Here is a 26,172-nt window from a genome sequence, read left to right on the forward strand (position 1 = left end):
GAGCAGGGAAGAAGCCCCGGACGATCTTTCGTCCGGGGCTTCTGACATCTACAAGTGACATCAACGCGGGTGAACGTTGCTGGTCAGTCTTGGTTGGGCCGCCGCTTCAACAGCCGGTCCATGTGGCTGATGGCTTCGCGCTGGGTGTCCTGTGCGACGTGCGTGTACACGTCCATGGTCATGCTGATCTGGCTGTGGCCAAGGATCTCCATCAGCACGCGAGGAGCTACCCCGGCTGCGGTGAGCAGCGTGGCGCAGCCGTGCCGGGCGTCGTGCAGCCGGATCGTCCGGAGACCAGCGGCAGCGGTGAGCCGGGAGAAGGACCGGTTGAGGTTGCGCGGTTCGATCGGGCGGCCGGTACGGGTGGTGAAGACGAGCGCGTTGGGCGCGGGAGCGCCGGCCAGGCGGAGCCGATGCCAGCGGAGAGCGGCCAGGCAGATGAGGGGGAGCGGCACGGGCCGGATCTTTCCCGTCTTGGTGGTGTCCTGGTACAGCTCACCGCCGATGCGCTGCACCTGGTTGCCCACGCGGATCACCCGCTTGTCCAGGTCCACGTCCGACCACCGCAGCCCCAGCACCTCCCCGCGCCGCAGCCCCATCGCGATGGCGAGCACGAAGGCCGCGTACAGCGGGTCGCGGCGCGCCTCTTCCAGGAACCTCAGCGTCTCGTCCAGAGACCATGGTGTTGTCTCGCGCCTGTTCACCTTCGGGGCCTCCACGAGCGACGCGACGTTGCGGGTGACGAGTTCTTCGCGGCAGGCGGCGGTGAGGGCCGTACGCAGCACGCGGTGGGCTTCCTTGGCCGTGGCGGGCGTGGTCTTGCGCGCCAGCTCGGCGAGGAACGTCCGGACGTGACGAGGGCCGAGGGATTCCAGCCGTTTGGCCCCGAGCATGGGAACCAGGTACAGCCGTATGTGCATCGCGTACTTGCTGTACGTGGTCCGCTTCCGGTTCGGCTTGATCACGTTGTCCAGCCAGTACGGCAGCCACTCGGCGAGCTTGGCGGAACGGGTCGGCACGGGTATGCCGCCGTCGACTTTGGCGAGCAGTTCCCGGCGCTTGTTGTCGCACTCGGTCCAGGTCTTGCCGTACGTGAACTTGCGGGCCCGGGTGCCGTCCGGCTGGAGCACGTACACGGCTGCCTGGTACCGGCCGTCCTTGCGTTTGGTGATCGTTCCAGCGCCGTTGGGGTTGCGCTTGCGCTGTGTGGCCATCAGGCTGCCGCCTCCAGTTCGTTGGCGATGTAGTCGTGGACGGCACGGGCTGGGATGCGTCGGCAGCGGCCGATGGTGAGTGAGGGCAGACGGCGGGAACGGATGAGGTCGTAGATCGTGGAACGGCCGAGTCGCAGCCGGGCCATTACTTCGCGCACGGTCAACAGCTGGTCGTCATGCATGGGTTGGTTCTCCTTCCGTTCCGGGGGCGGGGGTGATGGTGGCGGTGAGCCATTCCTCGGCGGCCGTGAGGCCGGTTCCGGCGTAGGCCCAGTGGGCGAGGACGAGGGTGTTCTCCTCGTGCTCCGGCCCGGCGGCGGCTTGGGCGCGCCGCCAGGCGGCGCGGGCATCGCGGAGCGCGCCGAGGGTGGTGGAGTAGCGGCGGGACTTGGTGGAGAAGTGGCCCCGGAAGCCGAGCATGTGAGCCCAGGCACGGAGCCGGAGGTGTTCCAGGTCCTTGCGGGCGCCGAGGGCCCAGGCGGTGCGGATGAGGCGCCGGGCGTGGTCCGTGATGTCAAGTTCGGCGATCTCGGCGATGAGGCGTATCGGCCGGTCCAGGGCTCCGGTCGCGGTCTCGGCGCCCTTGGTGGCGTACTTGGCGATGTAGGCGGCCACGGCCCGATCGGTCAGCTCCTGGCCGCCGTTGAGGTCGGCGCCTCGGATGGGCCGTACGTCGAGCTGGTCACCGAAGGCGAAGGTGTGGGCACGGCCGTCGAGGACTGGTCCGGTGATCTGTGCCCTGGTCGTGGTGTCGGTCGCGGCGGCGCGGATGGCATCGGTCAGCAGCTCGGCGGTGGCCCAGGGCGGGGGCGGGGTGTCGCCTCCGCCGGGGCCGTCGAGTCGGATGACGGCGTGGAAGTGGACGGCGCCGCGCTTTTGGTACTCGGCGACCTTGGCGAAGGACAGCCGGGCGTGGTCGCGGAGGGATCGTTGACTGAGCCCGGCCCGCTTGGCGACTTGCCGCCGCAGGTAGATCGAGAACCGCCGCCAGAGCATGCCCGCGTGGGCGTTCCAGAGCACCGCGGATTCGTAGTCGTACCTGTCCGGGGCGAGCGGAGTTCCAAGGGCGTCGTCCTCCTGGTCGTGGCGGACGCCGCACCGGCACCGACGGACCGTGCCAGCCGGACCGGTAAGCCGGTTGTGGACGGGGCCGAAGCTGGGCGCGGTGAAGGTCGCGAAGACGCGTGGATGGGTGGTGACCGTGTCCGGAGTGCCTTTGCCGCCGCGCAGTCCGGCGGTGATCAGGTGGAAGGTGTCGCGGCGGTAGGTCTCGGCGCAGGCCGGGCAGCGAGTGGTGCGGCGGTTGTTGCAGCGGACCAGGAGGTGACCGGCGGTCAGGTCGGTGGAGTCCAGGTGGCGGAGGACGCGGCCGATCTCGCCGGTCTCCCGGTTGACCTCGTGTTCGGTGCGGTGGCCGTCGAGGCGGATGGGGTGGGTGCAGCCGCCGAGGCCGGAGAGTTGGCGGAGTAGGGCGGGCAGGGTGCCGAGGGCTGCCAGGTTGCCGAGTTGGGGCAGCGGTGGCGGGGTGGTGCGGGTGATGATGGGTGTCACCTCTTTCGGCTGTGGTTGGGAGGGGTTGGGCTGCCGGGGCGGCGGATGCTTGGCGGTATCGAGGCCGCCCCGGCAGTCGTGTTCGTGTGGGTCAGCGGCGGCGCTGGCTGGTCAGCAGTGAGCGCATGACGATGGCGGCCAAGGCGACGGAGATGGCCGTGACGGCGACGGCGGCCAGGAGCGCGGTCAGGACGATGCCGACCGTGACCACGGCGCCGACGGTTCCGGCGTTGAGTCCGAGCAGCGGTGTCCGGGGAGCGGGCGTGGGGGTGTGCTGGCACCCGCAGGCCGCCGGGGGGTGGTGGTGCTGGGTCGCCGGGGTGGTCGGGCCGGGCATGTGGACGGTGGGCAGGGTAGGGGCCTCGGGGTACTTCGGTCGGAACACGGCGGTCTCCTCTCAGCTACTCGTCTAGTCGTGTTCGCGGTTGACGGTGTCGACGCCGGAGCGCGTACCTGACTCCACGAGGGGTGCAAGCCCGGTGTGGGCGAGCCAGAACCCGAACAGTGCGATGACGACTGCGATCCAGACGCGGACGCCGAGGAACTTGATCGCGAACCAGGCGATGGCGCCCAGGATGAAGACCAGGGGAAGGCTGACGGTCACGGACGAACTCCTTTCAGCGGACGGGGCAGCGGTGGGTGCGGGCGGCCAGTTCGGCGGCGGCGCGGGTGTCGTAGTCGGCGGAGAAGTCGCAGCGGGGTGCGGTGCACACGGCGGTGTGCTTCGTGCGCCCGCGTTGGTCGTTGGCGGTGCCGATGCGGACCGGGCCGATGCGGAGGATGTTGCGGAAGCGGCGGAGCATGGAGGACTCCTTTCAGAGGTGGGCGGCGATGGCGTCGGCCAGCGGTGCCGGGACGCCGAGGCGGGCGCGGAGCGTCGGTGTGTCCATGGGTGAGCCGGTACGGGCGTGGTGTTCGTCGGCGAGTTTTCGGGCGTGGGCGACAAGGGCGGGTGGCAACTTGACCGTTGCCAGCCGTGGATCGGCCAAGTCCTCTACGGGACCAGCTTGTTCATCGACAGCGGGTTGCGTGTCAGGCACTTCGCCACTGCAGCTATCGTTGGCTTCGCTCCGTTCACTCGGCTGGGTACCCGGCCGAGTGGTGCGGGTTTCGAGTAGATCGGCGACCGCGCCAGCCTGCCGCCTTGTGTGGGGGGTCCGCCTTATGGCGGGCGGTCGCCGGTCGCGTTTCTGCGGTGTCGTGCTGCTGTCTCTGTCGCTGAGCGGAGCACTCGTGTGGGCGAGGAGTGTTCCGCCGAGGAAGGCGACGGCGGGCCATCCGGCGACGAGGATGCGCAGCCAGTCGGGGACGTCGGCCAGGTCGAGCAGTCCAGCGGTGGCGACGTTCGCGCCGAGCGACGCGGCCAGGGCGACGATGAACCAGCACCATCCCGCAGCCTTGGACGAACCGGACCGCAGCCGCTTCCAGGCCGCCACGAGCAGCAGATCCACGGAGACCGGATAGGCCCACGCCTTCCACCCATCCTGTCCGGCCGCCGAGGCCAGGTCGTGCAGGTGGGCGAAGGACAGCGCGGCAGCGATGACCGCTTGCACGAGCACCGCGTCAACCCGCGCCAGATGAGCGCGCATGGGTGCGACTCCTTTCAGTCCGTTCAGCCATCTGCCGTGAGTTCGTCGGCACGCGCACGGGCGGTCGCTGCGACCTCGGCGGCTTCGCTGTCATCGGGTTGGGCGGCGGCGATGCGCTCCAGCAGGTCCGCCTTGCGGCTCATCAGCTCCGCGTGATTCCCGGCACTGGACGTGCGGAAGGCGGCCAGGTCAGCGAGAAGCGCGGAGACCTCGGAGATGGAGGGACGGGACACAGGTACTCCAATCGGTTTCAGGCATGCAGGGGTAGGGACATGGCGCGGATGTGGTCGCGCCGACCGTGGGATGAGCTGGGCTACTTGCTGGCCGGGACCGGTGACGTCAGAGCGCTCACCGGAACGGCCGGCGTGTCGGGCCGGAACGGTTCCAGCGTGGGCAGGTCCGGGACGAGGTGTGTGGTCTCCCGGCAGACTCCGGCAGCGTTGGCGAGCGAGAGATACGGGGTGCGGATGCGGGACCAGCCGCCGGAGGTGTCTCCGGCGACCGCGAGACCGGGACGCTCAGGAGCGATGGCGCAGGCCGCGCCGACCGCTTCGGGGGCGATGTCGCCGAGCGCCATCTTGGCGGAGGCTTCATCGTTCACGCGGTGGCAGACGCGGCCGGTCAGCTGAGCCCGGAGCATCGTCGCGCCCTTGCCCAGCTCGGCGCCGAAGCGCTGTCCGCACACCTCCAGATAGATGCCTGCCGCGCGGCCGAGTTGGGCGAGCCGGATGAGCTGGGTGACCATCTCGTCCCGCCGTTCCTCATCCTTCCGCGTAGTGACAAGGAACAGCTCGGCCACCTCGTCCACGAGCAGCACCACCGGCACCGGCCGCTCCTCCTCCGGCAAGCCCCAGATGTCAGAGGTGATCTCTTCATCCGGTGTGCTGGGCGGGATGCCCTGCCGGGCTTTGATCAAGTCGTATCGGTCATCCATCAGTTCAACGAGGACGGGCAGAAGGTCAGCCGCATGTACGGGGTCGGTGGCCAGCGCCGACAGCCGGGGAGCGAACGGCGCCAGCTCTACGCCGCGCTTGCAGTCGATTCCGACCAGTGCGACCTGTTGCCGGGCCAGTCCTGCTATCAGGTGCCGGAGGAACATCGACTTCCCCGACAGCGTCGCGCCCAGGGTCAGTTGGTGCGGGACGGTCCGGTAGTCCCGCACGAACGGTGTCGCGTCCTCCTTCAGCGCCACCGGCACCTTGAGGAAGCCACCACCGGTCTTGCGGGGCATGCGTACCTTCCTGAGGACGTCGAAGCCGATCAGCCGCAGTTCGACGACGCCCGGCTTCACCACCTCCACGTACACGCCGTGAACGCCCCAGGCATGCCGCAGTCGTTCAGCCGAGGCCGCGACGTCGGCTGGTTCCTGCCCGGGTGCCAGCCGCAGCCGAACACGCAGCCCGGTCGAGGTCGGGCGCATGAGCCCACGTCGGGGCGGGACGGGGCGCACTTCCCGGTGGGTGAGCGCGTGTGTCGCCCAGGCCCGCAGCCGGGACGGCGGGACGGTCAGCCCGCAGGCATCCATGACGGAGCCGTACGAGCCCAGCAGCTTCGCCGTGGAGACCGGCAGGCCGACCGTGGACCAGTACGCGGCCGGATGCCGGGCCCGGAGGTAGGCAGCCCCGCCGACCATTCCGGTGACCGGGCCACCCACCTCCATCAACGTCAGCACGTCGGCCATCGGGCTCAGACCCCCGCCCCAACCGGCATTTCGGCCGGAGCGATGGCGTCGGCACGGAAGGCGATCCCGTGCCGCTGCTGCCCGTTGAACACGGTCTCCCACGGCCGGGCGATCAGCCCGATCAGCGTGACCGGCGAACCGAGTGCCAGCCCCTCCGTCACACCGCTCTCCGGCACGGTGACCTGAAGGAGAGAGGACTCCCCTCCATCGATGTAGACGACGCCGAGCTTCATCAACTTCTCGCCGCTCTGCGCGTCCTTGGCGATCTCGCCGGTCTGCCGGTCCTTGATCTTCGGCTCCGGCGCCTCGGTCAGCAGGACCGTGGCACCGGAGGTCTCAACGCGGATGGAACGCAACACTTTCTCCTTGCCTCGCACTTCATCACACCTAGTTGTCTAGATGAGTTGGGATGGTCGAACCCGAACGAGCGGGAACGAGGACCACCTTGCCACACAGCTTGCCCACTCGTCTATACGAGTATGCATCTTCGTGTGTACGAGTCAGAAGAAGTGGCTCCGGGGCCACCACGCCCCGGGCGTCAGTCAGTTGGCAGGCAGTTGGTACGCGAGGACGTACGCGTCAGCGGCCATCACGGTGTCGCAGACCTCAACCGCACGCCCTTCGGAGTCGTAAGCCGTCCGGACAAGGTGGATCACCGGCACACCGGAGGCGAGCTGGAGCGTCCGCACCTCCTGGGGAGAGGGCATCCGGGCCCGGATCTCCTCGTCGAAGTGGTCCAGGCGGTGCCCCATCTCCTCCAGCCGGGCGTAGATACCGCCGGGGCCGGGGTTGGGCTGGGCGATCGGAGTGTTCCGGGCGAGGTCGAGCGGCAGATACGAGGTGGCGAACTCCACCGGTCGCCCGTCCAGCAGATACCGGCGCCGCCGAGCGAGCACCTTGCGGGGCGAGCCCAGCCGGGCCGAGATGTCCGGCGACGGCCGCTCCTCCTTCACCTCCAGGCCGTCCACCTCCGGACGACTCCCTGCGGCTTCGGCCTCCACCGTGAAGGCCGACTTCCCCTGATCACGATGGCGCCGGGCGAAACGGTCCGAGGCCAGCCGTCGCACCGGGGGCCGGGGTCGGACGAAGACACCCTTGCCGTGTTCGGAGACCACGAGCCCTTCCTGCTGGAGCAGGGAGAGGGAGTTCCGGACGGTCATGCGCGAGACGCCGAAGTGGTCGACCAGCTCTGTTTCCGAGGGCAGCTTGTCGCCTTCCCGGAAGCGCCCCTTGTCGATCGCTTCCCGTAGTGCGTCGGCGATCTGCCGGAATACGGCCCGGTCGCTCGTCGGGTCCAATACACCCAGGACAGAGGTGAGAGAAGCCATTCGCGCGTACTCCTTTAGGTATCTAGACGAGCGGCTGACCGGTGTTGCTACGGTGGAGAGCCTAGCCAGCCGAGAGGGCAGTGGAACGTGAGCACTGAGCGCCCGCACTCCGTGAGCGTCGCCGGAGTCATCGTCGACGACGCGGGCCGAGCGCTGCTGATCAAGCGACGGGACAACGGTAAGTGGGAGCCGCCCGGCGGCGTGCTCGAACGCGAGGAAACCATCCCCGACGCCCTACAGCGCGAAGTCCTCGAAGAGACCGGGATCAAGATCGCGCTTCCCGCGACCCTCACCGGCGTCTACAAGAACATGACCGGCCTGATCGTCTCCATGGTCTTCCGCTGCGAAGCGATCGACGGCGCCCCGACCACCGGCGAGGAAACCCGCGCACTGCGCTGGGCCACCCGCGAAGAAGTCACCGAACTCGCCGACGAGGCATACGCCATCCGCGTCCTGGACGCGCTCGACAACACCAGCCCGCCGGCCGTCCGCGCTCACGACGGCGTGCGACTCATCTAGCACGAACCCACGATCCATCGCCCCTACCAGCATGAAGGAACTTGTATGGACGAGTATATGAGTAGCCCGCGAGTTTGGGGGCTGATGTGCCCAGGTTTCCGAGAAGAAGTGACGCGGGCCCGCCGCTGGACCCGGGAGATCTTGAGCGGACATCCGTGTGCGGACGATGCCGAGCTGATCGTCAGCGAGCTGGGGAGCAATGCCGTCAGCCACACCGCGAGCGGCAGCGACTTCGGCACCTTCCAGCTCACCCTGTCACTGCTGCCGCGCACCGTCGCGATCTCCGTAACCGACGAGGGCGGCCACCCCGAAGAACCCCGAAGTACGGAGGCCGACCCGTACGACACCCACGGCCGCGGCTTAAGCATCGTCATGGCATTGGCCTGCCGCCTGGACATCACCGGCAGCAAGCACGGCCGCACCGTCACCGCCCAGCTCGTCGCACCCCAGAAGGCAGACCAATGACACCCCGGCCCGAGACCAACGACGGCTGGGACCTCGACCAGCTCCACCGCGACGAGATCACCGTGGCGATGAACTGGGTCATCCGTACCTGCCAGGACATCGTGCGCGAGTGCAGCCACAAGAGGTTCTGGATCCCGAGCGGAACCGTCACCGGCACCCAGCCGACCACGGACCACCTCATCAAGTCGGCCCGCATCGACGTGCTCAACAAGCTCCGTCACCAGATCGACGGCGTCGAGCGCATCATCACCATCGCCGAGCACGAACGCGCCAAGCACAAGAGGTGAGTTACAACCTTCTCTACGGGTTCAAGGCGCCGCGCAAGCGCGCCGCGCGCGGCCCGGCGGCGCGGACCGCCGCTCCTGTCTCCGCCCCGCTCCGGCCCGACCGCCGAGCCGCGCGCCAGCAGCAAGCACCTTGGCTGAGGAGAAGAGGTACGTCGTGGCTGGGGGTCGGCTCCACGGCTTTAGGCACCTCCCCGGTCCGGGTCCCGCGTCGGGCAAGGCCAGGGGGCCACTCGTGCTAATTCCGGGCAGGTCCAAAGCCTGCCCGAGTTGCCGGGCCAGCGTACGGCCCCCTGACCATGCCCGACCCCAGACCGGGCAGGCCACCGCCCAAACCCGCTCCACCGACCTAGTGTGCTCGCTAGGATCAAATGTTGGCGGAGACAGCCCAGGGGATGGAGACTCGTGGAATTCGCGATAGGAACCATTATTGCATTAGTGGCCCTCGTTGTTTCCTGGGTGGCACTCGTATGGCAGAAGCGAGGCGGAACTTTCAAACGGCTACACTACACGGCCTATTGGGAGTTGCTAACACTTCAGCGCGATGAAGATGCCATCGAGAGTCTGATTGATGGACCTATCAGTGTAAATCTCGAACCACATGGACAACGCCTCATAATACCCCTCGTGTTCGAAATGAGGCTCGCTAACACAGGAAAAGCGCCGATCCTAAAGGGTGACTTCTCCAGCCCGCTGACGATCCGCTTCGGGGATCGCTGCAACTTTGTTGGCGGCTCAATGAAGGTGAACCGAGGATCCATATCGGAGTTCTTTGGCGAAAACCCTTTTGAGCTTGATGATGGCTGCATGCGCATTAAGCCGTTCCTGATGAATCCGGGAGATGAGGTAACTCTATCCGGAATACTCAATGGGCCAGTTGATGACAATGGGATTGAGGTCAGTGGGCGGATTGCTGGTGTGGAGACGTTTGGTCGCGTGAAGCCGAAAGGTGACGGCATTCGCTTGAAAATGCACGTCAGGTCCATGATCTTCGAGAGGATGGAAGACTGGCCAGCACCGGGCCGCATCGAAGCCAAAGCCCTGGTGATTCAGAAGTTTTTGCCTCTTGACGATATCGCCCCGGCAGCTACGGAGGCGCACATTTCGACCAGGCTAAACGGAATGCCAGTACGAGAGATGCACCTAGTGGCCTTCATGCTGAAATCGCGCGATGAGAGTTCCGTAGACGCCAGTGAAGGCTCGATAGTTTTCGAAACCGCTGGCTCAACATTCCTCAATTGTGAGGTAGAGCTAGATGGGGTGATTCTCTCCGACCAGCGCGCCCGCCACCTAGTTTCCTGGAGTGGAAAAAACGTGGCGATCCGCTCACGCAGGATTAGGCGTAATCAAGATCTCGTCGTGCGGCTGATCACCGAGGGGGGTGTTGGAGATCTTACGGTAGCGAGAATGCCAACTGTTATTACTGATGTGCAGATCATGAGAACGAAGATTGTCGAGGATCCGCTGGGGCGCAATCTGCTCGACCTCCAACCACGTTTCCTGCTATTCAGTCAACGAGCTCACCGAAAATTCCACGATATGCCTCGAATTAAGAATGCTTCTCGGCGTGGCCGTGCTATTAAGCGGCGGATACTGCACGGTGATTGATAGCGGTATGGAGCACGCAGGCGACCATTTCTAGAGCGTGAGATCCAGCCTGTCTCCCAGAGCCCATCGCCCCGGCAATCCACCGGGTGTGTGGTGAGCGACGGCCGTGTGCGGCAGTGACCGAGCCTGCACATCTACGTTGGGCGGGGTCCAACGGGGGGCAGAGCAGCTGACGACAGTCTGACGGCAATTACGGTGAACGCCATCGAACGCAGCCGAGCCGGACTTCTGACATCACCAGATGACATCAACAGCAGCGGACGTCGGCGGCATCCGGTAGACGGAGACCACCACTCACCCGCCAGTTGGGTCCATCTCAGCCTGGGACGAACCGGCTTGTGATCGAACTTGTAAAGCGAAGGTCGTCGGTTCGAACCCGACAGTCGGCTCTGTGTCTGAGCACGGACAACGCCCCGGACGGTCTCCCGTCCGGGGCGTTGACATTTCGGACCCGGACGTCACCAAGGGGCATGCTCTATGGCATTGCGAATGCCATACTGGGTTCCATGGCTGATGACAGCGACTTCCCGCCCGGCGACGGACCCAGCAGCGGCATCTCCGTCACCCTGTCCGCCGGGACACTGCGGGCGATCCGGGAACGGGTCGGCAAGCGGGGGGTCTCCGCGTACCTGGAGCAGGCGGCGCAACGTCAGATCGAGCGTGACAGTCTGGACGAGCTGATCGCGGACTTCGACGAGGTCAATGGCCCTGCCGATCCGGAGGCCGTGGCGGCCAAGCGAGCCAGGCTCACCACTCCTGTATCCGACACCGGTGAGGCCGTGTGAGCGGCGCCCTCGTTCTGGACAGCGAAGGGCTGGCCAAAGCGGTCCGGCGTGACCGCGAGGTGCATGAGTGGCTGATCGCCGCCCGCGGTGCGGACCTTCCGGTCGTCACCTCCGCCGCGGTCCTGGTCGAGGTCATCCATCCGAAGATCAACGACGCCGCATTGAAGTGGACCTTGTCCCGCCTTCGCGTGGAACCGGTCACTCAGGCTCTCGCGCAGACCGCTGCCGATCTGTTGCGGGATGCGGGGTTGCACGGCCACAAGTACGCCATCGACGCGATGCTGTGCGCGACCGCACTGGCCCAGCCGGGCGGCCGGGTGACGATCCTGACCTCCGATGTGGAAGACGTCGAGATGCTCACGGCGAAGCATCGCCGGGTGGTGGCTGAGAGGGTCTGAGCGCAGACCGCCCGGCGGCGGTGACATGCTGGACATCTCGTCGGCGAGAGGGAGTTGGCTTCGCGCGGTGAACCGTCCATGGTGAGCGGCAGATCTACAACCGCCAAGGTGCAAAGCCTGCCCGAGTTGCCGGGCCAGCGTACGGCCCCCTGACCATGCCCGACCCCAAACCGGGCAGGCCACCGCCCAAACCCGCTCCGCCGACTCGGGCATGCGCGGCGCGGGCCGGTCGAGCGCTGCGGTCCCGGTTCCCTCAGCTTTCGACGCTCTTGTCAGACCGCTTGATTAACGTGGCGGCATGGATGAGCGATGCATACACGACTTAGTCGTCCAACAGTGCGTGGACTGCGCTCCTACCCCCGAGGGGCTGGTCAAGTTCGTCTACATCACAGCCGGGGGCGAAGTCTTTCATCGTTCTTCGGCTTGCAAGGCCCTGGAGGAAGGGCAGGAGTACGCGGTAAGTCTGGGCATGGACACTCATCCTCGGCGCCGTGTAGCGCTGGCCGAAGCCACGGCGGAAGGACGTGGCGCGTGTGCCTACTGCTTCTGGGACTACCAGCCCCGATGAGGCGTAAAAGTTGAGGCTACGGATCGGTTGGACTGACATCCAGCGCTGACATCAACGACTGCGAACAGCGGCGACCCCAGGCACGCAACGGCAACTATCCGACCGCCCTATACGGCTCAGCACGCTGGCCCCGTTCACCATCTGGATCGAACCTATAAGGCGAAGGTCGTCGGTTCGAACCTGACAGTCGGCTCTGTGCGCGGGCTGCGAGAACACCCCGGACGATCTTCGTAAGGGGGGTTTTGCTGTGTGGGGCCGACATCAGCCGCGGCCGCACTGATCTGCGGGCGAATACCGGCTTCCCGCCCTTGGGGGCTCGGCCCCAGCCCCTATGACCTCTCTCGCTGAGTGTGGGGTGAAGGTGTTCCATCGGCGATCGGCGAGGTCCTGGGCGACACTCTGCTGTTCACCGATGTCAACCCCGACAACTTCATGGTCGGCGAGCGGCGGAACTGGATCGTGGACTGGTCATGGCCGACCGTGGGCGCCGCTTTTATCGACCCCGCGTGCCTTGTCGTCAAACTCATCGCAGCCGGGCACACCGCGGAGCAAGCCGAGGTGTGGGCGCCTGAGTGCGAGGGGTGGGCGATGGCGGACCCTGTCGCGATCGACGCGTTCGCCATCGCCACCCTGCGCATGAACAGGCGGCAGGCAGCGCGGTACCCCGAGGCAAGCTGGCTCGATGACCTGGCCGAGGCCGCCCGCCAGTGGGTCATTCACCGAGGAGTGTCGGAGAAGGTGGCCGCTCTCACTCCGAAGGAATGAACCGTCTGTCCCTGAAGGAGGCAGGCAGCGAGCCGCGCTGACCTCCAACCCTTGCTTCGCTCCGAGCGAGTCGTCTCAACGCCCGACGAAGAAGCGGAGGGATCAGGCGTTGTGCCTGATGGTGTTCCGGATCCAGTCCGCGTAGGCAGGCACATTGGTGTAGAGGCCCGGCCCGGCCGAGCACGCGACCCCCGGGGCGCCGGGACCCGAGGTGGCTCCGATGAGCTCCCACCGCCCGTGCCTGCCCTTTTGGAGCTGCGGTCCGCCGGAGTCCCCGAAGCATGCCATGGCCTGGGGCACGCGGCTGATCGTGCACAACCGGGTCCGGTCCGCGTAGCCGGGGGCGCACTCGGTGTCGGCACCGGTGCGCGTCTCGAGCTCCTGCAACCGCTCCGCGAACTTCAGCTCGGTGTCGACGGTGGTGCCGAATCCCAGGATCCGGGTCGGGGTGCCCGGTCGCCCGGCCCGTTCCGCGATACGGATGGGCTTCTCGGTGACCGGGCGGTCGAGGCGGACCAGAGCGATGTCGTCCTTGTTGGCGGCCTCCCCGTCGCCGTTCGCATAGCCGGGGTGGACGACGGTCCGCTCGATGTTCCGGACGGTGCCCCCGGACTTCCGGTGCTCGCTGCCGATCCGGACGATGCCGTCCAGCTCAAGGCCGTCGCCCTGCACGCAGTGGGCCGCTGTCAGCACCCACTGCGGATCGATCAGCGACGCTCCGCAGGAACCGTCGTACAGCCCGTGCTTCGGGGCCGACTCCGGGATTGACGCCATGAACGAGTAGCGCTCCGTGGAATCGGTCCCGTTGACGATCGCTCCGGCGCTGCCGGTCATCAGGGTGGCGCACGCCGCGACGGCAAGAGCGCCGACGGCAGTGGTGCGCGCCGCGCGGCGGCGCACCGACTTCAAGCTGAACACAGAGAGTTCCTTCCCACGTAAGTCCGGACGTAAGTCCGGATGCGTCCACCCTGCTTGTTCAAGATTCACCGGGCCATCCGGGCAGCGGGCCCGAACACGGTCCGGGTAGCGGGCCCGAGTGCAGTAGGGGTAACCCCCTATCCCCATCCCGTCCCCGATGCGGCGCCTCTGGCTGGATCTCGCCACGTGGCCCGAGGGACTCGCGGACGAGTGGGGGCTCCCTGCGGTCCGTCCCCTATGGGGCTCTCGCAGATCGCGGCCTCACCGACACCGAGAGCGTGAACGGCGGGGAGCGGGGGTTAACCCCCGGCCGGGCACCAGGGGTTAACCCCCGGAGCAAGTCGGTGGGGCACCCCAGCGCGGTCCGCGCCCCAGCACGCGAAGATCACTTCAACGGCTCGCGGAGCCGCCGCACGCAAGGAGTGATCGGAATGCACGGGTACCGGAAGACGACCGGCCGGCGAGAACTGCTCGCACTCACGGCAGCGCTCGCCGCCACGGCGCTGACCGCCCCGGTGGCTTCCGCGGCACCGGCCGTACCCGCCGGCTCCGCCGCGGCGAACCGGGAAGCGGCGGCCGTCGTGCGGTCCCTGGAACGGGCCGCGCACCGGCTGCGTTCCACGGAGCCCGGCGGCCGGACCGCAGACCTGCGGGCGCTGAGCGCCATGGTCGGGGACGCCAAGGTGGTGGGGCTGGGCGAGGCCACGCACGGTTCGCACGAGTTCTTCGCCATGAAGGAACGCGTCTTCCGGCACCTTGTCCAGAAGTGCGGCTTCACCACCTTCGCCCTGGAGATGAGCTGGTCGGCAGGGCTCAGGATCGACGAGTACCTCCAAGGCGGTCCCGGCGACCCGCGAAGGATCGCGAAGGAGACACTGGCCGGATCCCCCTGGGAGCGCGAGGAGTTCGTCAGTCTGATCGGCTGGATGCGCAAGCACAACCGCCGCCACCCCGACCACCGGGTCCACTTCATGGGGGACGACCTCGGAGCGCCGAAGCTCGGCGACCACATTTTCGAGCGCGTGCTGTCGTCCGTCAGCAAAACCCGGCCGGAGGCACTGCCCCGGCTCACCGAGCTGTACGCCGGGCTGCGCCCCTTCGACGACATCTTCGCCTACCTGCGCAAGCCGGTCGCGGAACGCAAGGAGAACGCCGCACTCGCCCAGGCAGCATTTGAACTGGTCGCCGAGCACCAGGAGGCCGGCGGCAACGACTACGCGTGGACGGTGCAGCACGCCCGGAACATCGCGCAGACCTTCTCCTTCGCCGCCATCGACCTCGCCGACCCGGCCTCGGTCACCGCCGCCGAGCGCCTGCGTGACCAGGCCATGGCCGACAACGTGCTGTGGTGGCAGCACCACACCGGCCACAAGATGCTGCTGTCGGCCCACAACGGCCACATCGGATACCTCTCCACCCATCCGGACATGTACCCGCGGACCCAGGGCGCCGTGCTGCGCGACCGCCTGGGCCGCGACTACGCCGCGATCGGCTTCAGCTTCGCCGGTGGCTCCTTCCTCACCAAGCCCTCCCTCGAAGGGGACTGGAAGCCGGTCACCGTCCCGGCGGCGCGCCCCGGCATGAACGAGCACACCCTGGACCGGGTCGGGTACCGGGACTTCTACCTCGACCTGCGGACCGCACCCGCCGCGGCCCGCGCCTGGCTCGACCGCGCCCGGCCGGTCTACGACGCCGGCTCAACCTTCACTTCCCACCCCCTGCCCACCCTCGCCCTCGGCCGGGCCTACGACGTCCTCATCCACCTCCACCAGGTCCGCGCCGCCGACAAACTCTGAACCGCACCGCGCGCTGGCAGCAGGGACAGAGCCCTATCCCGGCTCGGACAGCCGGTCGAGGCGATCGCGGTGGGCCTGGGGCAGGTGGAGACCTTCCGCGGCGAGGTTCTCCTCCAGGTGGTCGATCCGGGCAGTGCCCGGGATCGGGAGTACGACCGGTGAGTGGCCGAGGAGCCAGGCGAGCGCAACCTGCGTGGGGGTGGCGTCGACATCGGCGGCCACGGCGGCGACCTCGGACCGTGCCCCCGACTCCCCCCACGCGGCAGGGCGCCACGGCAGGAACGCGATGCCTGCGGCTGCACAGGCCGCGAGCACGGGCTCGTGTTCGCGGTCGAGCAGGTTGTAGCGGTTCTGCACGCTCGCGATGGGGACAATCTCCCGTGCCTGGTCGAGTTCGTCGACGGTGACCTCGGACAGTCCGATCCGGCCGATCTTCCCCTCGGTCCGCAGCTCCCGCAGCGTGCCGACCTGGTCGGCGAGTGGCGTCTCCGGATCGATGCGGTGCAATTGAAGCAGTTCGATCCGCTCGACGCGCAGCCGGCGCAGGGCCTGCTCGACCTGATCGCGCAGAACGGCGGGCCGCCCGTCGTGCTTCCACTCGCCCGACGGGCCCGACGGGGCAACACCGACCTTGGTGGTGATGTGCAGCCCCTCCGGATAGGGGTGCAGGGCCTCGGCCAGGAGTTCCTCGTTGGCTCCCCAGCCATACATGTACGCGGTGTCGATCAGAGTGATGCCCAGCTCCACGGCCCGCCGGGCGACCGCGACAGAGGTCTTACGCGCCGGGCCGGGCTCCGTCGGCAAGTGCATGGCTCCGAACCCGAGGCGCCGTACGGTCAGATCCCCGCCGAGGTGAAACGCGGTCGATGTCATGTGCTGTCTCCTCCCCCTGGATCAGGTCAGGAACTCAGTCGTGGTCGACACGAAGTGGGCAGGGTCGTCCAGCCAGGGGAAGTGGGCCGCGGCGGGTTGGGTGGTGAAGTGAGGGGTGGGGAGGAGTTCGGCGAGGGCGGCTACGGACGGGGGAGGGGAGTTCAGGTCGTACTCTCCGGCGAGGAGCAGCACCGGCTGGTGGAAGTCGCTGAGGGCGGTCCGGGTGGTGTCAGGGCTGAAGGCGCCTTCGGAGGCGTAGACGGCGGCGGCCTCGTTGTTGCGCTGGGTGTTCTCCGCGGCCTGGTGGGCCTGGGCGGTGGCGTCCCAGTGGCCGTAGCGGAAGGGGGCGATGGCCTGCCAGGAGTCGGAGGTGGCAGTGCCGGAGACGATCGCTTCCAGGGCGGCGAACGCGGTGGGGAACCAGGGTTCGTCCTGGCGGAGGAGGGCCGTTGCGCGGCGGAGGTCGGGGGTGATCGTAATGCCCAGCGCCATGGGGCTGGGTGTGATCAGGGCCAGTCTGCGGACCCGGTCCGGGTGGTGTTCCGCGTAGCGGACGGCCAGGTTGGTGCCGCCGGAGTGGGCGAGCAGGTCGACGCAGTCGAGGCCGAGGTGGGCGCGGAGGGCTTCCACGTCGGGGACCAGGCGGTCGCAGCGGTAGGTGGCGGGGTCCTCCGGGGTGGCCGAACGGCCCGTACCGCGGAGGTGCAGTTTGATCAACCGGCGGTGGGCGGAGAGACCGCCGAGGTCGCCCAGATAGGCGGGGTCCTGCATCGGGCCGCCGGGGATGACGATCAGCGGAGGTCCGTCTCCGACCACGTCATAGGTGAGTTCGGTGCCATCGGGTGCGGGGAACGCGGGCATGGGCGTGGCCTTCCAGGAGAGGGTACGGGGATGGAATCGATCGAGGACGGACCGCTGTCGGACGAGGAATTCGCCATTCTGCGCGAACTGTTGAAGCGCTACTGCTCGAACGAGCTCGATCAGTGGGAGGCGTTGCAGACGCCCACACCGTACGGTCCGGTCTACATCACCATGAGCCGGGGGCTGCCACCGGGCACGGAGCCGTCCGCCTATCGGCCGATCTGAGCGAGGCATCAGACGCGCTGTTCCCAGCAGCCAGCAGCCGGGTTGGTTCGACGAGCCACCACATTTCCGGGGACTCCGGGGTAGAAAGGGCGCATGCCGACGAGCTCGCCCCTGCCCGTTCCCGAGTCCGATGTCGAGGCGATGGTGAACGCCTTGCTGGTCGCCTCCCGGCTGCTGGTTGCGGTCTCGGCGCGGTCGTTGGCGGCGGTGGAGGAGACACTCACGCTGCCGCAGTTCCGGATGCTGGTGGTGCTGGAGAACAGCGGGGAACTCAGTCTGTCCCGGCTGGCTGAGGAGTTGGGGGTGCAGCCGTCCACGGCGATGCGGATGATCGACCGGCTGGTGGCGGCCGGGATGGCGGCCCGCGGGGCCTCGGAGGTGGACCGCCGGGCGAGTGTGATCTCGTTGACGGAGACCGGGCGGCGGACGGTGGAGGAGGTCACCCAGCGGCGCAAGGGGGAGCTCACGGGGATCGTGGAAGCCATGCCCGTGGGGCAGCGGCGCGGTCTGATCGAGGCGTTGCGGGCGTTCACGGAAGCCGGTGGTGAGCCGTCGGGCGGGCATATGGGCGAGGGTGGGGTACGGCGCCGCGTTGCGGGATGGTGAGCGGGTGCACGGGGGCGGGCCGCCGCGAAAGTGCTCTCTGTGGCGGGGAATTGTAGGGGAAGTCGATCGTCTTCGGGCTTGCTTTGAGCGCACGTGACGAAGAGGGACTTTTGCTGAGTGCAAAGATCCGGGTGGTGCGTACTCCAGTCGTCCAGCCGATCTCCGCACACGGCCACGGCTCCTCAGTGACGGACCGTTGTGCCCCCCAGGAGGCATGATGAAATCTCACGCCCGGAACGTCCGGAACGCTCGGAACGCGCGAAACCATGGCGCCGCCTTTCCCGTCAACCGCGTGCTCGCCGCCGTGGTCGCTCTGGTGGCGATCGTCGCGGGGGTGTCCATCTGGATGTCGCGTGGTGATGACTCGGAAGCGCAATCGGTGGCGGGGGGCCTGCCGGCCGCGGGCAACGGCGGTGCGGCGGGTGATGGGGCCGGGGGCCTCACCGAGCTGGACAAGACGTTCCTGGTCAAGGTTCGGCAGGCCGGGCTGTGGGAGATACCGGCCGGGCGGATGGCGCAGAGCCAAGCCTCCAGCGAGGCGATCAAACGGGCCGGAATGCATCTGCTCGACGGCCACAGCAAGCTGGACCAGCTCACGCGCGAGGACGCCAAGGCCCTCAACGTCCCGCTTCCCGATGAGGCCAGCGCCGAGCAGCAGGGCTGGGTGGACCAGTTGAAGGCGGCCAAGGGGCGCGATTTCGACCAGACCTTCGTAAACCTGCTGCGCGCCTCGCACGGCAAGATCTTCATCACTATCGGCGAGGTCCGTGCCACCACCAAGAACGCCATGATCCGGCGGCTGGCCACGCAGGCCAACAACACCGTGAACGATCACATGGAGGTCCTGGAGGACACCGGTCTGGTGACGGACGCGGTGCTGGACGATGTGGCGTCCACCGTTCCCAAGTCCAAGTAGCCACTTGTCCAAGTGGCCTTTGTCCGAAAGGCCGTTGTTCCAATAGCCGTTGTCCCAATAGCCGTTGTCCCAATGGCCGTTGTCCGAGTAGCCGTTGTCCGAGTGGCCGGGGTGCGTTGTCCACAGGGTGTGGATGACGGGGGCGCGCGCGGCGTACGGGGGGGGTCAGCCGACGTGGTCGCTGTCCCAGACCCACGTGGCAATCCCGACGCGGTTACGGACCTCCAGCTTCCGCTGAGCGTGGGCAATATGCGTCTTGACCGTGCCGGCCGAGATGAACAGCTCAGCCGCGATCTCGGCATTGGTCATCCCCTGGGCGACCAGCTTCGCGATCTCCACCTCGCGTTCGGTCAGCGCTGTGACCGGCTGCTTGGGCCGCGGCTTCTGCGGTTCCTGGAGCTGCGGTTCCTGGAGCCGGCGCAGCAGGCGGACCGTCACCGAGGGGCTGATCAAGGCGTCCCCGGCCATCGCCGCCCGAACCCCCTCCACCAGCAAGGTGGGCCCTGAGCGTTTGAGAAGGAAGCCGCAGGCGCCGTTGCGCAGCGCGGTGTGTACGTATGCGTCGAGGTCGAAGGTGGTCACCACGATCACCTTGACCGGGTCCTCGGCATCGGGCCCGGTGAGCAGCCGGGTGACCTCGAGCCCGTTCATCCTGGGCATCCGGATATCGGCGAGCACCACGTCGGGGCGGAGCTCACGGGCGAGTTCGACCGCCTCCAGGCCGTCTCGGGCCTCGCCCACGACCTCCATGTCCGGCTGTGAGTCGAGGATCAGCCGGAAGCCGATCCGGACGGTGTCCTGGTCGTCGGCCAGCAGGATGCGGGTGGTCACAGCGCTCACCGTAGCCCTGGAACGTCGGGGGCGGGGAATCCGGCTCCGAGGCTGGTTCGAGCCTCTGCCGAACGGCATATTCCGTACCGGCTCCGGACCCGTTACGACCTGCCGATCGGTGGATGTGGCGACCTGTCCCGCTCCGTCACGCTGGCAGCGCACCGGCGGATCGACGGAGGGGACACCATGACGATGAGCACCGAACGGGACCTGTCGTCCCGGTCACTCCACACCGCGCCGTCCTCCCGCCCCTCGCGGTCGGCCCGTTGGGCGGCGCACACCGTGCCGTTCACCCTGCTGCCCACCGGACTGTGGCGGTGCGCGATGGGGTTCGGTGTGCCGCTGGGCTTCGCCCCCACCTCGGATCTGCACGAGAGCCACTTCCCGGGCTGGATGACGGTGTACGTCATCGCGCTCAGCCTGTTCGCGGAGGGGCTCGGGCTGCTCACGCTGGGGCTGGTCCAGCCGTGGGGCGAGGTGGTGCCGCGTTGGGTCCCGTTACTCGGCGGCAGGCGGATTCCCGTGCTGTGCGCGGTGATTCCGGCGTCCCTCGGCGCGCTGGCCGTCACCTGCGTCACCGTCGTCGGCGCGTTCATCTGGAACGCCCCGGAGAACCTGGCGGAGATCAGCGATCCCTACGGGCCGTTGTACTGGCTCCAGACCGCCTGTTACGCGCCCCTGCTGGCCTGGGGGCCGCTGCTGGGCGTGGTCACCGTGGCGTACTACCGGCGTCGGCGAGCGGCAGAACGGCGGCCGTCCGCCAGCCGCCCCCCGCGTCCGGGCCCGCGCTGAGCGTGCCGCCGAGCGCCTCGATCCGCTCGGTCAGCATCAGCAGCCCGGTCCCGCCGCCCCGGCGCCCGTCGCCGTCCTCGCCGAGACGGCCGCCGGAGCCCGAGCCGACGGCCTCGGCGCCGTTGACCACACTGACGGCCAGCGCGTCGCCGGAACGCTCCAGGGCGACCCGCACTCGTACGGTGGCGGCCGTGCGGGCATGACGACGGACGTTGGTGAGCGCCTCCACCACCATCCGGTGTGCGGTGGCCGCCACTTCGCGCGGTACTCGCGCGATGGCCTCGGCGGTCAGCGCCAGTTCGAGCCGTACCTCGGCCCGCCCCGAGGAGCGGAACCGGTCCACCACATCGGTGAGGTCCGCCAGTCCATACGCCCGTGGCCGGGCCTCCGCCCCACCGCCCGTGGCTCCGGTGTCGTCGAGCATGTGCACCGTACGGTCCATCGAGCGCAGCGCCTGCTGTCCGGCGGCCTCGATCTGCCGCAGCAGTGGCATCAGCCGCTCCGGCTGCCCGGACCCCACCAACTGGGCGGCCTGGGCCAGCACCACGATGCCGGAGACGTCATGGGCGACGAAGTCATGCAGATCCCGGGCGAGTTCCAGCCGCTGGCTCCGGCGCGCGGCCCGCACCGCGTTCAGCCGCCGGGTGTCCAGCATCCGCAAGTACCCGGCGACCAGGGCCGCGCCGATGGCCCCGAGCCCCATGAACGCGCACTGCCCGAACGCCTCCAGGAACGACGCGTACGCTCCCACCCGCAGGATCACCGTGGACCCGGCGGCCGACAGCAGCAGCACCAGCGGTACCCCCTGCGGCGCGGGCGCGAACCGGGCCACCAGGAACACCAGCGCCGTGACCGCCGCGAACTCCACCAGCATCAGCACCCCGACCGGCGAGTCTTCCCCCGCGTCCCCCGAGAGCACGGTCGCCACCGCGGAGACCACGGACACCACCGTGGCCGCCACCCCGAGCCGCGCCCGGGTGCGGGGCCACCACCCGACCGTCAGCAGCGTGACCCCGACCGCCACCCCCGTCGACACGGCCGCCACCCACCCGGTCACGGCCCCCAACACCACGCCACCCGCTCCGGCCAGCGCCGCCGCACCCCCGCATACGGCCCTGGCGGCGGTGTGCCGCCGGGAGCCGTGCCGGTTTCCGGATCCGCTGTCCCTACCTCTGCCTCTGTCCCTGTCCCTGTCCCCGCCCGTGGACATGACCTCTGTCACCGTTCTCCCCGTGAGGCCCCGGCCGCGGCTGGACGCAGCCACGCTGAGCGCGACCGTGCGGTGAGCACCAGGGCCTGTCGCCGCACCGGGCATGACCTCACCACCCGTACGTCCCCCAGGCAGCCGAAGATGAACCGCGTTCTTGATTTCCGCAACCCCGCTGGCAGCTTCATGAAGACGCGTTGCCGGACACCGAGTCACACCGCTAGACAAGACCAGAGGAATCCGGGTCGGCCGGTCCGTAGGGTGCATCACGGATTTCTCGCACGGGGAGGCGAGCAGACGATGGCCGTCGGTGTCGACAGCAGGTGGTTCCGCAGGTACGCACCGGAAGGGGCGGTCCGCAGACGGCTGGTCTGTCTGCCCCACGCGGGCGGCTCGGCGGGCTTCTTCCACCGCTGGGGACGGGCGGCCACCGAAGGTGTGCTGCCCGGGGTGGAGCTCCTCACCACCCGCTATCCCGGCCGCCAGGAGCGGCTGGAGGAAGCGGCCATCGACAGCATCGAGCGGCTCGCCGACGAAGTCAGCGCCGCGCTGCTGCCGTTCGCGGATGTTCCGCTGATCCTCTTCGGCCACAGCATGGGCTCCTCGGTCGGCTACGAGGTGGCGCTGCGGCTGGAGAGCAGGCACGGTATCCGTCTCGACGCACTTGCTGTCTCCGCTCGCAAGGCTCCCCACCGGGTCACGCCCGGGGACACCCATCTCCACGGCGACCGCGCCCTGCTGGAGGAGGTCCGCCGGATCGGCGGCACCGAGCCCGCGGTGCTGGAGGACGCCGAGCTGCGCGAGCTCGTCCTGCCCGCGCTCCGCGCCGACTTCACGGCCGTGGGCACCTATGGGCCGCGCGCCCCGCTTCCTGTGAGCTGCCCGGTCGTCGGCCTCGTCGGCGACCGCGACCCCCATGTCACCGAGGCCGATCTGCGGGCCTGGGCCGCGGTGGCCCCCGCCGGGTTCGACCTCACGGTGCTGCCCGGAGACCACTTCTACCTGGCCGAGCAGCGGGAGGCCGTCCTCCGCGCGCTGGCCGCCCACCTCGGCTGAGGACACCTGCCATGGCCACCTTGACGATGACAACAACAGCGGACCCGGCGGCGCGGCGGGCGGCCGGTCCCGAGGCCGGCCCGCCCCGGCTGGAAAGCGGCGTCGGCGTACTCGACAAGGCGTCGCTGCTGCTGGGGGTGTTGGAGAGTGGTCCGGCCACGCTGGCCACCCTGGTCTCCGCCACCGGCCTCAAGCGGCCCACCGTGTACCGGCTGGCCCTCGCCCTGGAGCGGCTGCGGCTGGTCGCCCGGGACCACGACGGACGGTTCGCGCTCGGCCCGCGCCTGGGCGACATGGTCGTCGAGGCGCGGACCGACCGGCTGCTGCTCGCCGCCGAACCGGTGCTCACCGCCCTGCGCGACCGCACCGGCGCCGGCGCCCGGCTCTACCGTCGCCGCGGTCAGCTGCGGGTGTGCGTGGCCGCCGCGGAGGCGCATGGCACCGGGATCGACACCGTGCCGGTCGGCAGTGCCTTCCCGCTGAAGGCCGGGGCCGTCGCCCAGGTGCTCCTTGCCTGGGAGGAGCCCGAGCTGCTGTACGAGGCGCTGCGCGGCGCCCGGTTCAGCGCGTCCATGCTCTCCGAGGTCCGCCGTCGCGGCTGGGCCCAGAGCTTCGGCGGCTGGGAGCCCGCCGTGGCCACCGTCTCCGCACCCGTCCGCGGCCCCGGCGGCCGGGTGATCGCCGCCGTCTCGCTCTCCGGGCCGGTCGGCAGGCTCACCCGGCACCCCGGGCGGGAGTACGGATGCGACACGATCGACGCGGCGGTCAGACTCAGCGAACTGTCAGGATGCTGACAGGCCCAAGCCTGGAGGAGTGCAGCCCTGCGGCTGGCAGGTGACGGTCAAGCGCGCCCGCCGCACGGGGAGTTCCGGATCCTCGGTCCGGGGCCGACGGCGGGGTCAGACGCGGGGGAAACGGGACTGGAGGTCCCACACCACGGGGTTGTCTCCCAGACCCTCGTGCATATCGACGAGGTCGGCGATCAGGTCGTGCAGGAAGTCGCGCGCCTCGCGGCGCAGCGCCGCGTGGTCGAAGGTCAGCGGGGGCTCACCGGCCGGAACCCAGTCGGCGGTGATGTCCACCCAGCCGAAGCGCCGCTCGAAGAGCAGCCGGTCGGTGGACTCGGTGAAGTCCAGCTCCGCGTGGACGGGGGTCGAGGAGCGGCTGCCGCGCGGGTCCCGGTCGAGCCGTTCCACGATGTCGCACAGCGCCCAGGCGAAGTCGAGCACCGGCACCCAGCCCCAGGCGGTGGACAGTTCACGGTCGTCGCGGGTGTCGGCGAGATACACATCACCGCAGAACAGATCGTGCCGCAGTGCGTGCTGGTCCGCGCTCCGGTAGTCCGTCTGCGGCGGGTCCGGGAAGCGGCGGGAGAGGGAGTAGCCCAGGTCGATCACGCCGTCGATGGTGTCATGGGCCGGGGCAGCACCGGACGCGCAGGGCGCCGGGGTCCCGGCCCCGGCGCCCTGTCCGCACTGTCCGCACTGTCCGCCGCGGTCTCAGTGCCCGCGGGTGATCCACTCGTCGAGGTGCGGGGCCTCGTCGCCGATGGTCGTCGTATCGCCGTGCCCGGTGCGGACGACGGTCTGCGGTGGCAGGGCCAGCAGCCGTTCCCGGATCGACTCGATGATCGTCGGGAAGGACGAGTACGAGCGCCCGGTCGCGCCGGGTCCGCCCTGGAAGAGCGTGTCCCCGGAGAAGACCGTGGTCAGCGCGGGGGCGTGCAGACACACCGCACCGGGGGAGTGGCCGGGGGTGTGCAGCACCCGCAGCTGGGTGCCGCCGACGGTGAGCACATCGCCGTCGGCCAGTGGCTTGTCCGGCGCCCGGTCCGGGTGGCGCATCCGCCACAGCACCTCGTCCTCCGGGTGCAGCAGGATCGGCGCGCCGGTGCGGTCGGCGACGGCCGGGGCGGCGTCGATGTGGTCGTCGTGGCCGTGGGTGCAGATGATGCCGAGCAGCCTGCGGCCGCCGATGGCCTCGACGATGGCGTCCGCGTCATGCGCGGCGTCGATGACATAGACCTCGTGGTCGTCGCCGACGAGCCAGACGTTGTTGTCCACCTCCCAGGTGCCGCCGTCCAGCGAGAAGGTCCCGGAGGTCACGAGGTGGTCGATGCGTACGGGCGGCGGGGTCATCAGAGCATCACCACCGAACGGAGCACTTCACCGCGGTGCATCTTGGCGAACGCCTCCTCGATGTCGTCCAGGCCGATGGTCTCGCTGACGAAGGCGTCCAGATCGAGCCGGCCCTGCTGGTAGAGGTCGATGAGCAGGGGGAAGTCGCGGGACGGCAGACAGTCGCCGTACCAGGAGGACTTGAGCGCGCCACCGCGGCCGAAGACATCCAGCAGCGGAAGTTCCAGCTTCATTTCCGGGGTGGGGACGCCGACCAGCACCACGGTGCCGGCCAGATCACGGGCGTAGAACGCCTGCCGGTAGGTCTCGGGGCGGCCGACCGCCTCGATCACCACATCGGCGCCGTTGCCGTCGGTCAGTTCGCGGATCTTCTCCACGACGTCGCCCTGTGTGGCGTTGAAGGTGTGGGTGGCGCCGAGCCCGCGCGCCCACTCCAGCTTCCGGTCGTCCACATCCACCGCGATGATCTTCCCGGCGGCGGCCAGCCGGGCTCCGGTGACCGCCGCGGCGCCGACTCCGCCGCAGCCGATGACGGCGACCGAGTCGCCGCGCCCGACCGCGCCGGTGTTGATCGCGGCGCCGATTCCGGCCATCACCCCGCAGCCGAGCAGCCCGGCCGCGGCCGCCGACGCCTCCGGGTCGACCTTGGTGCACTGTCCGGCGGCCACCAGCGTCTTTTCGGCGAACGCGCCGATGCCGAGCGCGGGTGTCAGCGCGGTGCCGTCGGTGAGCGTCATGGGCTGGGACGCGTTGTGGGTGTTGAAGCAGTACCAGGGGCGGCCGCGGCGGCAGGCGCGGCACTGGCCGCAGACCGCACGCCAGTTGAGGATCACGAAGTCGCCGGGCGCCACCTCGGTGACGCCATCACCGACGGACTCCACGATCCCGGCTGCCTCATGGCCGAGCAGGAAGGGGAAGTCGTCGTTGATACCGCCCTCCCGGTAGTGCAGATCGGTGTGGCAGACACCGCACGCCTGCACCCGCACCACCGCCTCGCCGGGGCCCGGGTCGGGGATCACGATCGTCTCGATCCTGACGTTCTCGCCTTTTCCGGGGGCGATCACGCCGCGTACCTGTTGAGTCATGACAGCAGCGTAAGTGCCGATCAGCGGCGACAACAGGAACGGACCGCACCGGTTTCCGGCGCGGTCCGCTGCCTGCTTCGTGTCTGCTTCGTGTCTGTTTCGTACGGCTCTGT

General features: G+C 68.8%; 33 protein-coding genes. 14 read left to right on the forward strand and 19 right to left on the reverse strand.

Annotated elements, in window-relative coordinates; genetic code table 11:
- Positions 1 to 83 precede the first annotated feature (83 nt).
- From AC4BEG_RS19005 to AC4BEG_RS19055, 11 genes are all read right to left on the reverse strand, one after another.
- On the reverse strand, positions 84 to 1,214 hold the full coding sequence (locus AC4BEG_RS19005; RefSeq protein WP_490700941.1) for a site-specific integrase: 1,131 nt from the start codon (positions 1,212 to 1,214) through the stop codon (positions 84 to 86).
- Positions 1,214 to 1,396, reverse strand: a complete 183-nt coding sequence (locus AC4BEG_RS19010) for a helix-turn-helix domain-containing protein (protein ID WP_490700942.1) — start codon at positions 1,394 to 1,396, stop codon at positions 1,214 to 1,216. The genes AC4BEG_RS19005 and AC4BEG_RS19010 overlap by 1 nt, the downstream gene beginning before the upstream one ends.
- Positions 1,389 to 2,693 carry a replication initiator gene (locus AC4BEG_RS19015; RefSeq protein ID WP_490707127.1) on the reverse strand — a complete coding sequence of 435 codons (1,305 nt, stop codon included), beginning with the start codon at positions 2,691 to 2,693 and terminating at the stop codon, positions 1,389 to 1,391. The genes AC4BEG_RS19010 and AC4BEG_RS19015 overlap by 8 nt, the downstream gene beginning before the upstream one ends.
- Before the next feature lie 163 nt (positions 2,694 to 2,856).
- On the reverse strand, positions 2,857 to 3,150 hold the full coding sequence (locus AC4BEG_RS19020) for a hypothetical protein (RefSeq protein ID WP_490700943.1): 294 nt from the start codon (positions 3,148 to 3,150) through the stop codon (positions 2,857 to 2,859).
- 24 nt (positions 3,151 to 3,174) lie between these two features.
- Positions 3,175 to 3,369, reverse strand: a complete 195-nt coding sequence (locus tag AC4BEG_RS19025) for a hypothetical protein (RefSeq protein WP_176181651.1) — start codon at positions 3,367 to 3,369, stop codon at positions 3,175 to 3,177.
- Positions 3,370 to 3,382: 13 nt separating this feature from the next.
- A complete protein-coding gene (locus AC4BEG_RS19030) occupies positions 3,383 to 3,568 on the reverse strand; it encodes a mobile element transfer protein (RefSeq protein WP_479180024.1) in 186 nt (61 codons plus the stop codon).
- Between the two features lie 12 nt (positions 3,569 to 3,580).
- A complete protein-coding gene (locus AC4BEG_RS19035) occupies positions 3,581 to 4,354 on the reverse strand; it encodes a DUF2637 domain-containing protein (RefSeq protein WP_490700944.1) in 774 nt (257 codons plus the stop codon).
- Positions 4,355 to 4,377: 23 nt separating this feature from the next.
- Positions 4,378 to 4,587 (reverse strand): hypothetical protein, encoded by a 210-nt coding sequence (locus AC4BEG_RS19040; RefSeq protein ID WP_490700945.1) that lies wholly within the window; start codon positions 4,585 to 4,587, stop codon positions 4,378 to 4,380.
- A gap of 80 nt (positions 4,588 to 4,667) precedes the next feature.
- Positions 4,668 to 6,035, reverse strand: coding sequence for an FtsK/SpoIIIE domain-containing protein (locus tag AC4BEG_RS19045; RefSeq protein ID WP_490700946.1), 1,368 nt, complete (start codon positions 6,033 to 6,035; stop codon positions 4,668 to 4,670).
- A 5-nt stretch (positions 6,036 to 6,040) separates the two neighbouring features.
- A complete protein-coding gene (locus tag AC4BEG_RS19050) occupies positions 6,041 to 6,391 on the reverse strand; it encodes an SCO3933 family regulatory protein (protein WP_490700947.1) in 351 nt (116 codons plus the stop codon).
- 186 nt (positions 6,392 to 6,577) lie between these two features.
- Entirely contained in the window at positions 6,578 to 7,363 is a 786-nt protein-coding gene (locus AC4BEG_RS19055; RefSeq protein WP_490700948.1) for a GntR family transcriptional regulator, read from the reverse strand.
- A gap of 111 nt (positions 7,364 to 7,474) precedes the next feature.
- Between AC4BEG_RS19055 and AC4BEG_RS19060 the strand changes: the two genes are divergently transcribed.
- The 7 genes from AC4BEG_RS19060 (at position 7,475) to AC4BEG_RS19090 (ending at position 12,755) form a co-directional block, all read left to right on the forward strand.
- Entirely contained in the window at positions 7,475 to 7,882 is a 408-nt protein-coding gene (locus AC4BEG_RS19060) for an NUDIX hydrolase (RefSeq protein WP_432015008.1), read from the forward strand.
- A gap of 141 nt (positions 7,883 to 8,023) precedes the next feature.
- Positions 8,024 to 8,347, forward strand: a complete 324-nt coding sequence (locus tag AC4BEG_RS19065) for an ATP-binding protein (RefSeq protein WP_490700949.1) — start codon at positions 8,024 to 8,026, stop codon at positions 8,345 to 8,347.
- Positions 8,344 to 8,634: a hypothetical protein gene (locus tag AC4BEG_RS19070; protein ID WP_490700950.1), complete on the forward strand. Its 291-nt coding sequence runs from the start codon at positions 8,344 to 8,346 to the stop codon at positions 8,632 to 8,634. The genes AC4BEG_RS19065 and AC4BEG_RS19070 overlap by 4 nt, the downstream gene beginning before the upstream one ends.
- Positions 8,635 to 9,036: 402 nt before the next feature.
- Positions 9,037 to 10,239, forward strand: coding sequence for a hypothetical protein (locus tag AC4BEG_RS19075; RefSeq protein ID WP_490700951.1), 1,203 nt, complete (start codon positions 9,037 to 9,039; stop codon positions 10,237 to 10,239).
- A 506-nt stretch (positions 10,240 to 10,745) separates the two neighbouring features.
- Positions 10,746 to 11,024: a hypothetical protein gene (locus AC4BEG_RS19080; RefSeq protein WP_490700952.1), complete on the forward strand. Its 279-nt coding sequence runs from the start codon at positions 10,746 to 10,748 to the stop codon at positions 11,022 to 11,024.
- Complete coding sequence (locus AC4BEG_RS19085; protein WP_490700953.1) at positions 11,021 to 11,422, forward strand: PIN domain-containing protein; 402 nt, start codon at positions 11,021 to 11,023, stop codon at positions 11,420 to 11,422. The genes AC4BEG_RS19080 and AC4BEG_RS19085 overlap by 4 nt, the downstream gene beginning before the upstream one ends.
- Positions 11,423 to 12,338: 916 nt before the next feature.
- The gene (locus AC4BEG_RS19090) at positions 12,339 to 12,755 is read left to right on the forward strand and encodes a hypothetical protein (protein WP_490700954.1); all 417 of its coding nucleotides are present in this window, start codon (positions 12,339 to 12,341) and stop codon (positions 12,753 to 12,755) included.
- Positions 12,756 to 12,857: 102 nt separating this feature from the next.
- Here AC4BEG_RS19090 and AC4BEG_RS19095 read toward each other — a convergent pair whose 3' ends face one another.
- Positions 12,858 to 13,673, reverse strand: coding sequence for a S1 family peptidase (locus AC4BEG_RS19095; RefSeq protein ID WP_490700955.1), 816 nt, complete (start codon positions 13,671 to 13,673; stop codon positions 12,858 to 12,860).
- 431 nt (positions 13,674 to 14,104) lie between these two features.
- Here AC4BEG_RS19095 and AC4BEG_RS19100 point away from each other — a divergent pair, with 431 nt between their 5' ends.
- Positions 14,105 to 15,469 (forward strand): erythromycin esterase family protein, encoded by a 1,365-nt coding sequence (locus AC4BEG_RS19100; protein WP_490700956.1) that lies wholly within the window; start codon positions 14,105 to 14,107, stop codon positions 15,467 to 15,469.
- A gap of 33 nt (positions 15,470 to 15,502) precedes the next feature.
- Here the strand turns inward: AC4BEG_RS19100 and AC4BEG_RS19105 are convergent, their stop codons facing one another.
- Together AC4BEG_RS19105 and AC4BEG_RS19110 are read right to left on the reverse strand one after the other, a co-directional pair.
- Positions 15,503 to 16,342 (reverse strand): aldo/keto reductase, encoded by an 840-nt coding sequence (locus tag AC4BEG_RS19105; RefSeq protein ID WP_490700957.1) that lies wholly within the window; start codon positions 16,340 to 16,342, stop codon positions 15,503 to 15,505.
- 21 nt (positions 16,343 to 16,363) lie between these two features.
- Positions 16,364 to 17,203 carry an alpha/beta fold hydrolase gene (locus AC4BEG_RS19110; protein WP_490700958.1) on the reverse strand — a complete coding sequence of 280 codons (840 nt, stop codon included), beginning with the start codon at positions 17,201 to 17,203 and terminating at the stop codon, positions 16,364 to 16,366.
- A gap of 30 nt (positions 17,204 to 17,233) precedes the next feature.
- On the opposite strand from AC4BEG_RS19110, the gene AC4BEG_RS19115 reads away from it, so the two are divergent.
- The 3 genes from AC4BEG_RS19115 (at position 17,234) to AC4BEG_RS19125 (ending at position 18,950) form a co-directional block, all read left to right on the forward strand.
- Positions 17,234 to 17,428 (forward strand): hypothetical protein, encoded by a 195-nt coding sequence (locus AC4BEG_RS19115; protein WP_490700959.1) that lies wholly within the window; start codon positions 17,234 to 17,236, stop codon positions 17,426 to 17,428.
- Positions 17,429 to 17,521: 93 nt separating this feature from the next.
- A complete protein-coding gene (locus AC4BEG_RS19120; RefSeq protein WP_490700960.1) occupies positions 17,522 to 18,034 on the forward strand; it encodes a MarR family winged helix-turn-helix transcriptional regulator in 513 nt (170 codons plus the stop codon).
- A gap of 292 nt (positions 18,035 to 18,326) precedes the next feature.
- A complete protein-coding gene (locus AC4BEG_RS19125) occupies positions 18,327 to 18,950 on the forward strand; it encodes a DUF4142 domain-containing protein (RefSeq protein WP_490700961.1) in 624 nt (207 codons plus the stop codon).
- Positions 18,951 to 19,115: 165 nt separating this feature from the next.
- Here the strand turns inward: AC4BEG_RS19125 and AC4BEG_RS19130 are convergent, their stop codons facing one another.
- Complete coding sequence (locus tag AC4BEG_RS19130) at positions 19,116 to 19,781, reverse strand: response regulator (RefSeq protein WP_490700962.1); 666 nt, start codon at positions 19,779 to 19,781, stop codon at positions 19,116 to 19,118.
- Positions 19,782 to 19,967: 186 nt separating this feature from the next.
- Between AC4BEG_RS19130 and AC4BEG_RS19135 the strand changes: the two genes are divergently transcribed.
- Positions 19,968 to 20,573, forward strand: a complete 606-nt coding sequence (locus tag AC4BEG_RS19135) for a hypothetical protein (RefSeq protein ID WP_490700963.1) — start codon at positions 19,968 to 19,970, stop codon at positions 20,571 to 20,573.
- On the opposite strand, the gene AC4BEG_RS19140 is transcribed toward AC4BEG_RS19135, so the two are convergent.
- On the reverse strand, positions 20,491 to 21,630 hold the full coding sequence (locus tag AC4BEG_RS19140; RefSeq protein ID WP_490700964.1) for a sensor histidine kinase: 1,140 nt from the start codon (positions 21,628 to 21,630) through the stop codon (positions 20,491 to 20,493). The two genes, AC4BEG_RS19135 and AC4BEG_RS19140, sit on opposite strands and share 83 nt — an antisense overlap.
- A gap of 450 nt (positions 21,631 to 22,080) precedes the next feature.
- Between AC4BEG_RS19140 and AC4BEG_RS19145 the strand changes: the two genes are divergently transcribed.
- Together AC4BEG_RS19145 and AC4BEG_RS19150 are read left to right on the forward strand one after the other, a co-directional pair.
- Entirely contained in the window at positions 22,081 to 22,836 is a 756-nt protein-coding gene (locus AC4BEG_RS19145) for a thioesterase II family protein (RefSeq protein ID WP_490700965.1), read from the forward strand.
- Positions 22,837 to 22,847: 11 nt separating this feature from the next.
- The gene (locus tag AC4BEG_RS19150; RefSeq protein WP_490700966.1) at positions 22,848 to 23,630 is read left to right on the forward strand and encodes an IclR family transcriptional regulator; all 783 of its coding nucleotides are present in this window, start codon (positions 22,848 to 22,850) and stop codon (positions 23,628 to 23,630) included.
- 105 nt (positions 23,631 to 23,735) lie between these two features.
- Here AC4BEG_RS19150 and AC4BEG_RS19155 read toward each other — a convergent pair whose 3' ends face one another.
- The 3 genes from AC4BEG_RS19155 to AC4BEG_RS19165 form a co-directional block, all read right to left on the reverse strand.
- A complete protein-coding gene (locus tag AC4BEG_RS19155) occupies positions 23,736 to 24,233 on the reverse strand; it encodes a hypothetical protein (RefSeq protein WP_490700967.1) in 498 nt (165 codons plus the stop codon).
- A gap of 102 nt (positions 24,234 to 24,335) precedes the next feature.
- On the reverse strand, positions 24,336 to 24,974 hold the full coding sequence (locus tag AC4BEG_RS19160; RefSeq protein ID WP_490700968.1) for an MBL fold metallo-hydrolase: 639 nt from the start codon (positions 24,972 to 24,974) through the stop codon (positions 24,336 to 24,338).
- A complete protein-coding gene (locus AC4BEG_RS19165) occupies positions 24,974 to 26,059 on the reverse strand; it encodes an S-(hydroxymethyl)mycothiol dehydrogenase (RefSeq protein ID WP_490700969.1) in 1,086 nt (361 codons plus the stop codon). Before AC4BEG_RS19165 ends, AC4BEG_RS19160 begins: the two co-directional genes overlap by 1 nt.
- Between the last annotated feature and the right edge of the window lie 113 nt (positions 26,060 to 26,172).

The organism is Streptomyces sp. JLBJ103, from assembly GCF_058215575.1.

Excerpts from the sequence above, each read along its gene's own strand:
- AC4BEG_RS19005 (WP_490700941.1), bottom strand. The coding sequence starts at position 1,214 with ATGGCCACACAGCGCAAGCGCAACCCCAACGGCGCTGGAACGATCACC.
- AC4BEG_RS19010 (WP_490700942.1), bottom strand. The coding sequence starts at position 1,396 with ATGCATGACGACCAGCTGTTGACCGTGCGCGAAGTAATGGCCCGGCTG.
- AC4BEG_RS19030 (WP_479180024.1), bottom strand. The coding sequence starts at position 3,568 with ATGCTCCGCCGCTTCCGCAACATCCTCCGCATCGGCCCGGTCCGCATC.
- AC4BEG_RS19035 (WP_490700944.1), bottom strand. The coding sequence starts at position 4,354 with ATGCGCGCTCATCTGGCGCGGGTTGACGCGGTGCTCGTGCAAGCGGTC.
- AC4BEG_RS19045 (WP_490700946.1), bottom strand. The coding sequence starts at position 6,035 with ATGGCCGACGTGCTGACGTTGATGGAGGTGGGTGGCCCGGTCACCGGA.
- AC4BEG_RS19055 (WP_490700948.1), bottom strand. The coding sequence starts at position 7,363 with ATGGCTTCTCTCACCTCTGTCCTGGGTGTATTGGACCCGACGAGCGAC.
- AC4BEG_RS19070 (WP_490700950.1), top strand. The coding sequence starts at position 8,344 with ATGACACCCCGGCCCGAGACCAACGACGGCTGGGACCTCGACCAGCTC.
- AC4BEG_RS19080 (WP_490700952.1), top strand. The coding sequence starts at position 10,746 with ATGGCTGATGACAGCGACTTCCCGCCCGGCGACGGACCCAGCAGCGGC.
- AC4BEG_RS19100 (WP_490700956.1), top strand. The coding sequence starts at position 14,105 with ATGCACGGGTACCGGAAGACGACCGGCCGGCGAGAACTGCTCGCACTC.
- AC4BEG_RS19105 (WP_490700957.1), bottom strand. The coding sequence starts at position 16,342 with ATGACATCGACCGCGTTTCACCTCGGCGGGGATCTGACCGTACGGCGC.
- AC4BEG_RS19110 (WP_490700958.1), bottom strand. The coding sequence starts at position 17,203 with ATGCCCGCGTTCCCCGCACCCGATGGCACCGAACTCACCTATGACGTG.
- AC4BEG_RS19115 (WP_490700959.1), top strand. The coding sequence starts at position 17,234 with ATGGAATCGATCGAGGACGGACCGCTGTCGGACGAGGAATTCGCCATT.
- AC4BEG_RS19120 (WP_490700960.1), top strand. The coding sequence starts at position 17,522 with ATGCCGACGAGCTCGCCCCTGCCCGTTCCCGAGTCCGATGTCGAGGCG.
- AC4BEG_RS19135 (WP_490700963.1), top strand. The coding sequence starts at position 19,968 with ATGACGATGAGCACCGAACGGGACCTGTCGTCCCGGTCACTCCACACC.
- AC4BEG_RS19145 (WP_490700965.1), top strand. The coding sequence starts at position 22,081 with ATGGCCGTCGGTGTCGACAGCAGGTGGTTCCGCAGGTACGCACCGGAA.
- AC4BEG_RS19150 (WP_490700966.1), top strand. The coding sequence starts at position 22,848 with ATGGCCACCTTGACGATGACAACAACAGCGGACCCGGCGGCGCGGCGG.
- AC4BEG_RS19160 (WP_490700968.1), bottom strand. The coding sequence starts at position 24,974 with ATGACCCCGCCGCCCGTACGCATCGACCACCTCGTGACCTCCGGGACC.
- AC4BEG_RS19165 (WP_490700969.1), bottom strand. The coding sequence starts at position 26,059 with ATGACTCAACAGGTACGCGGCGTGATCGCCCCCGGAAAAGGCGAGAAC.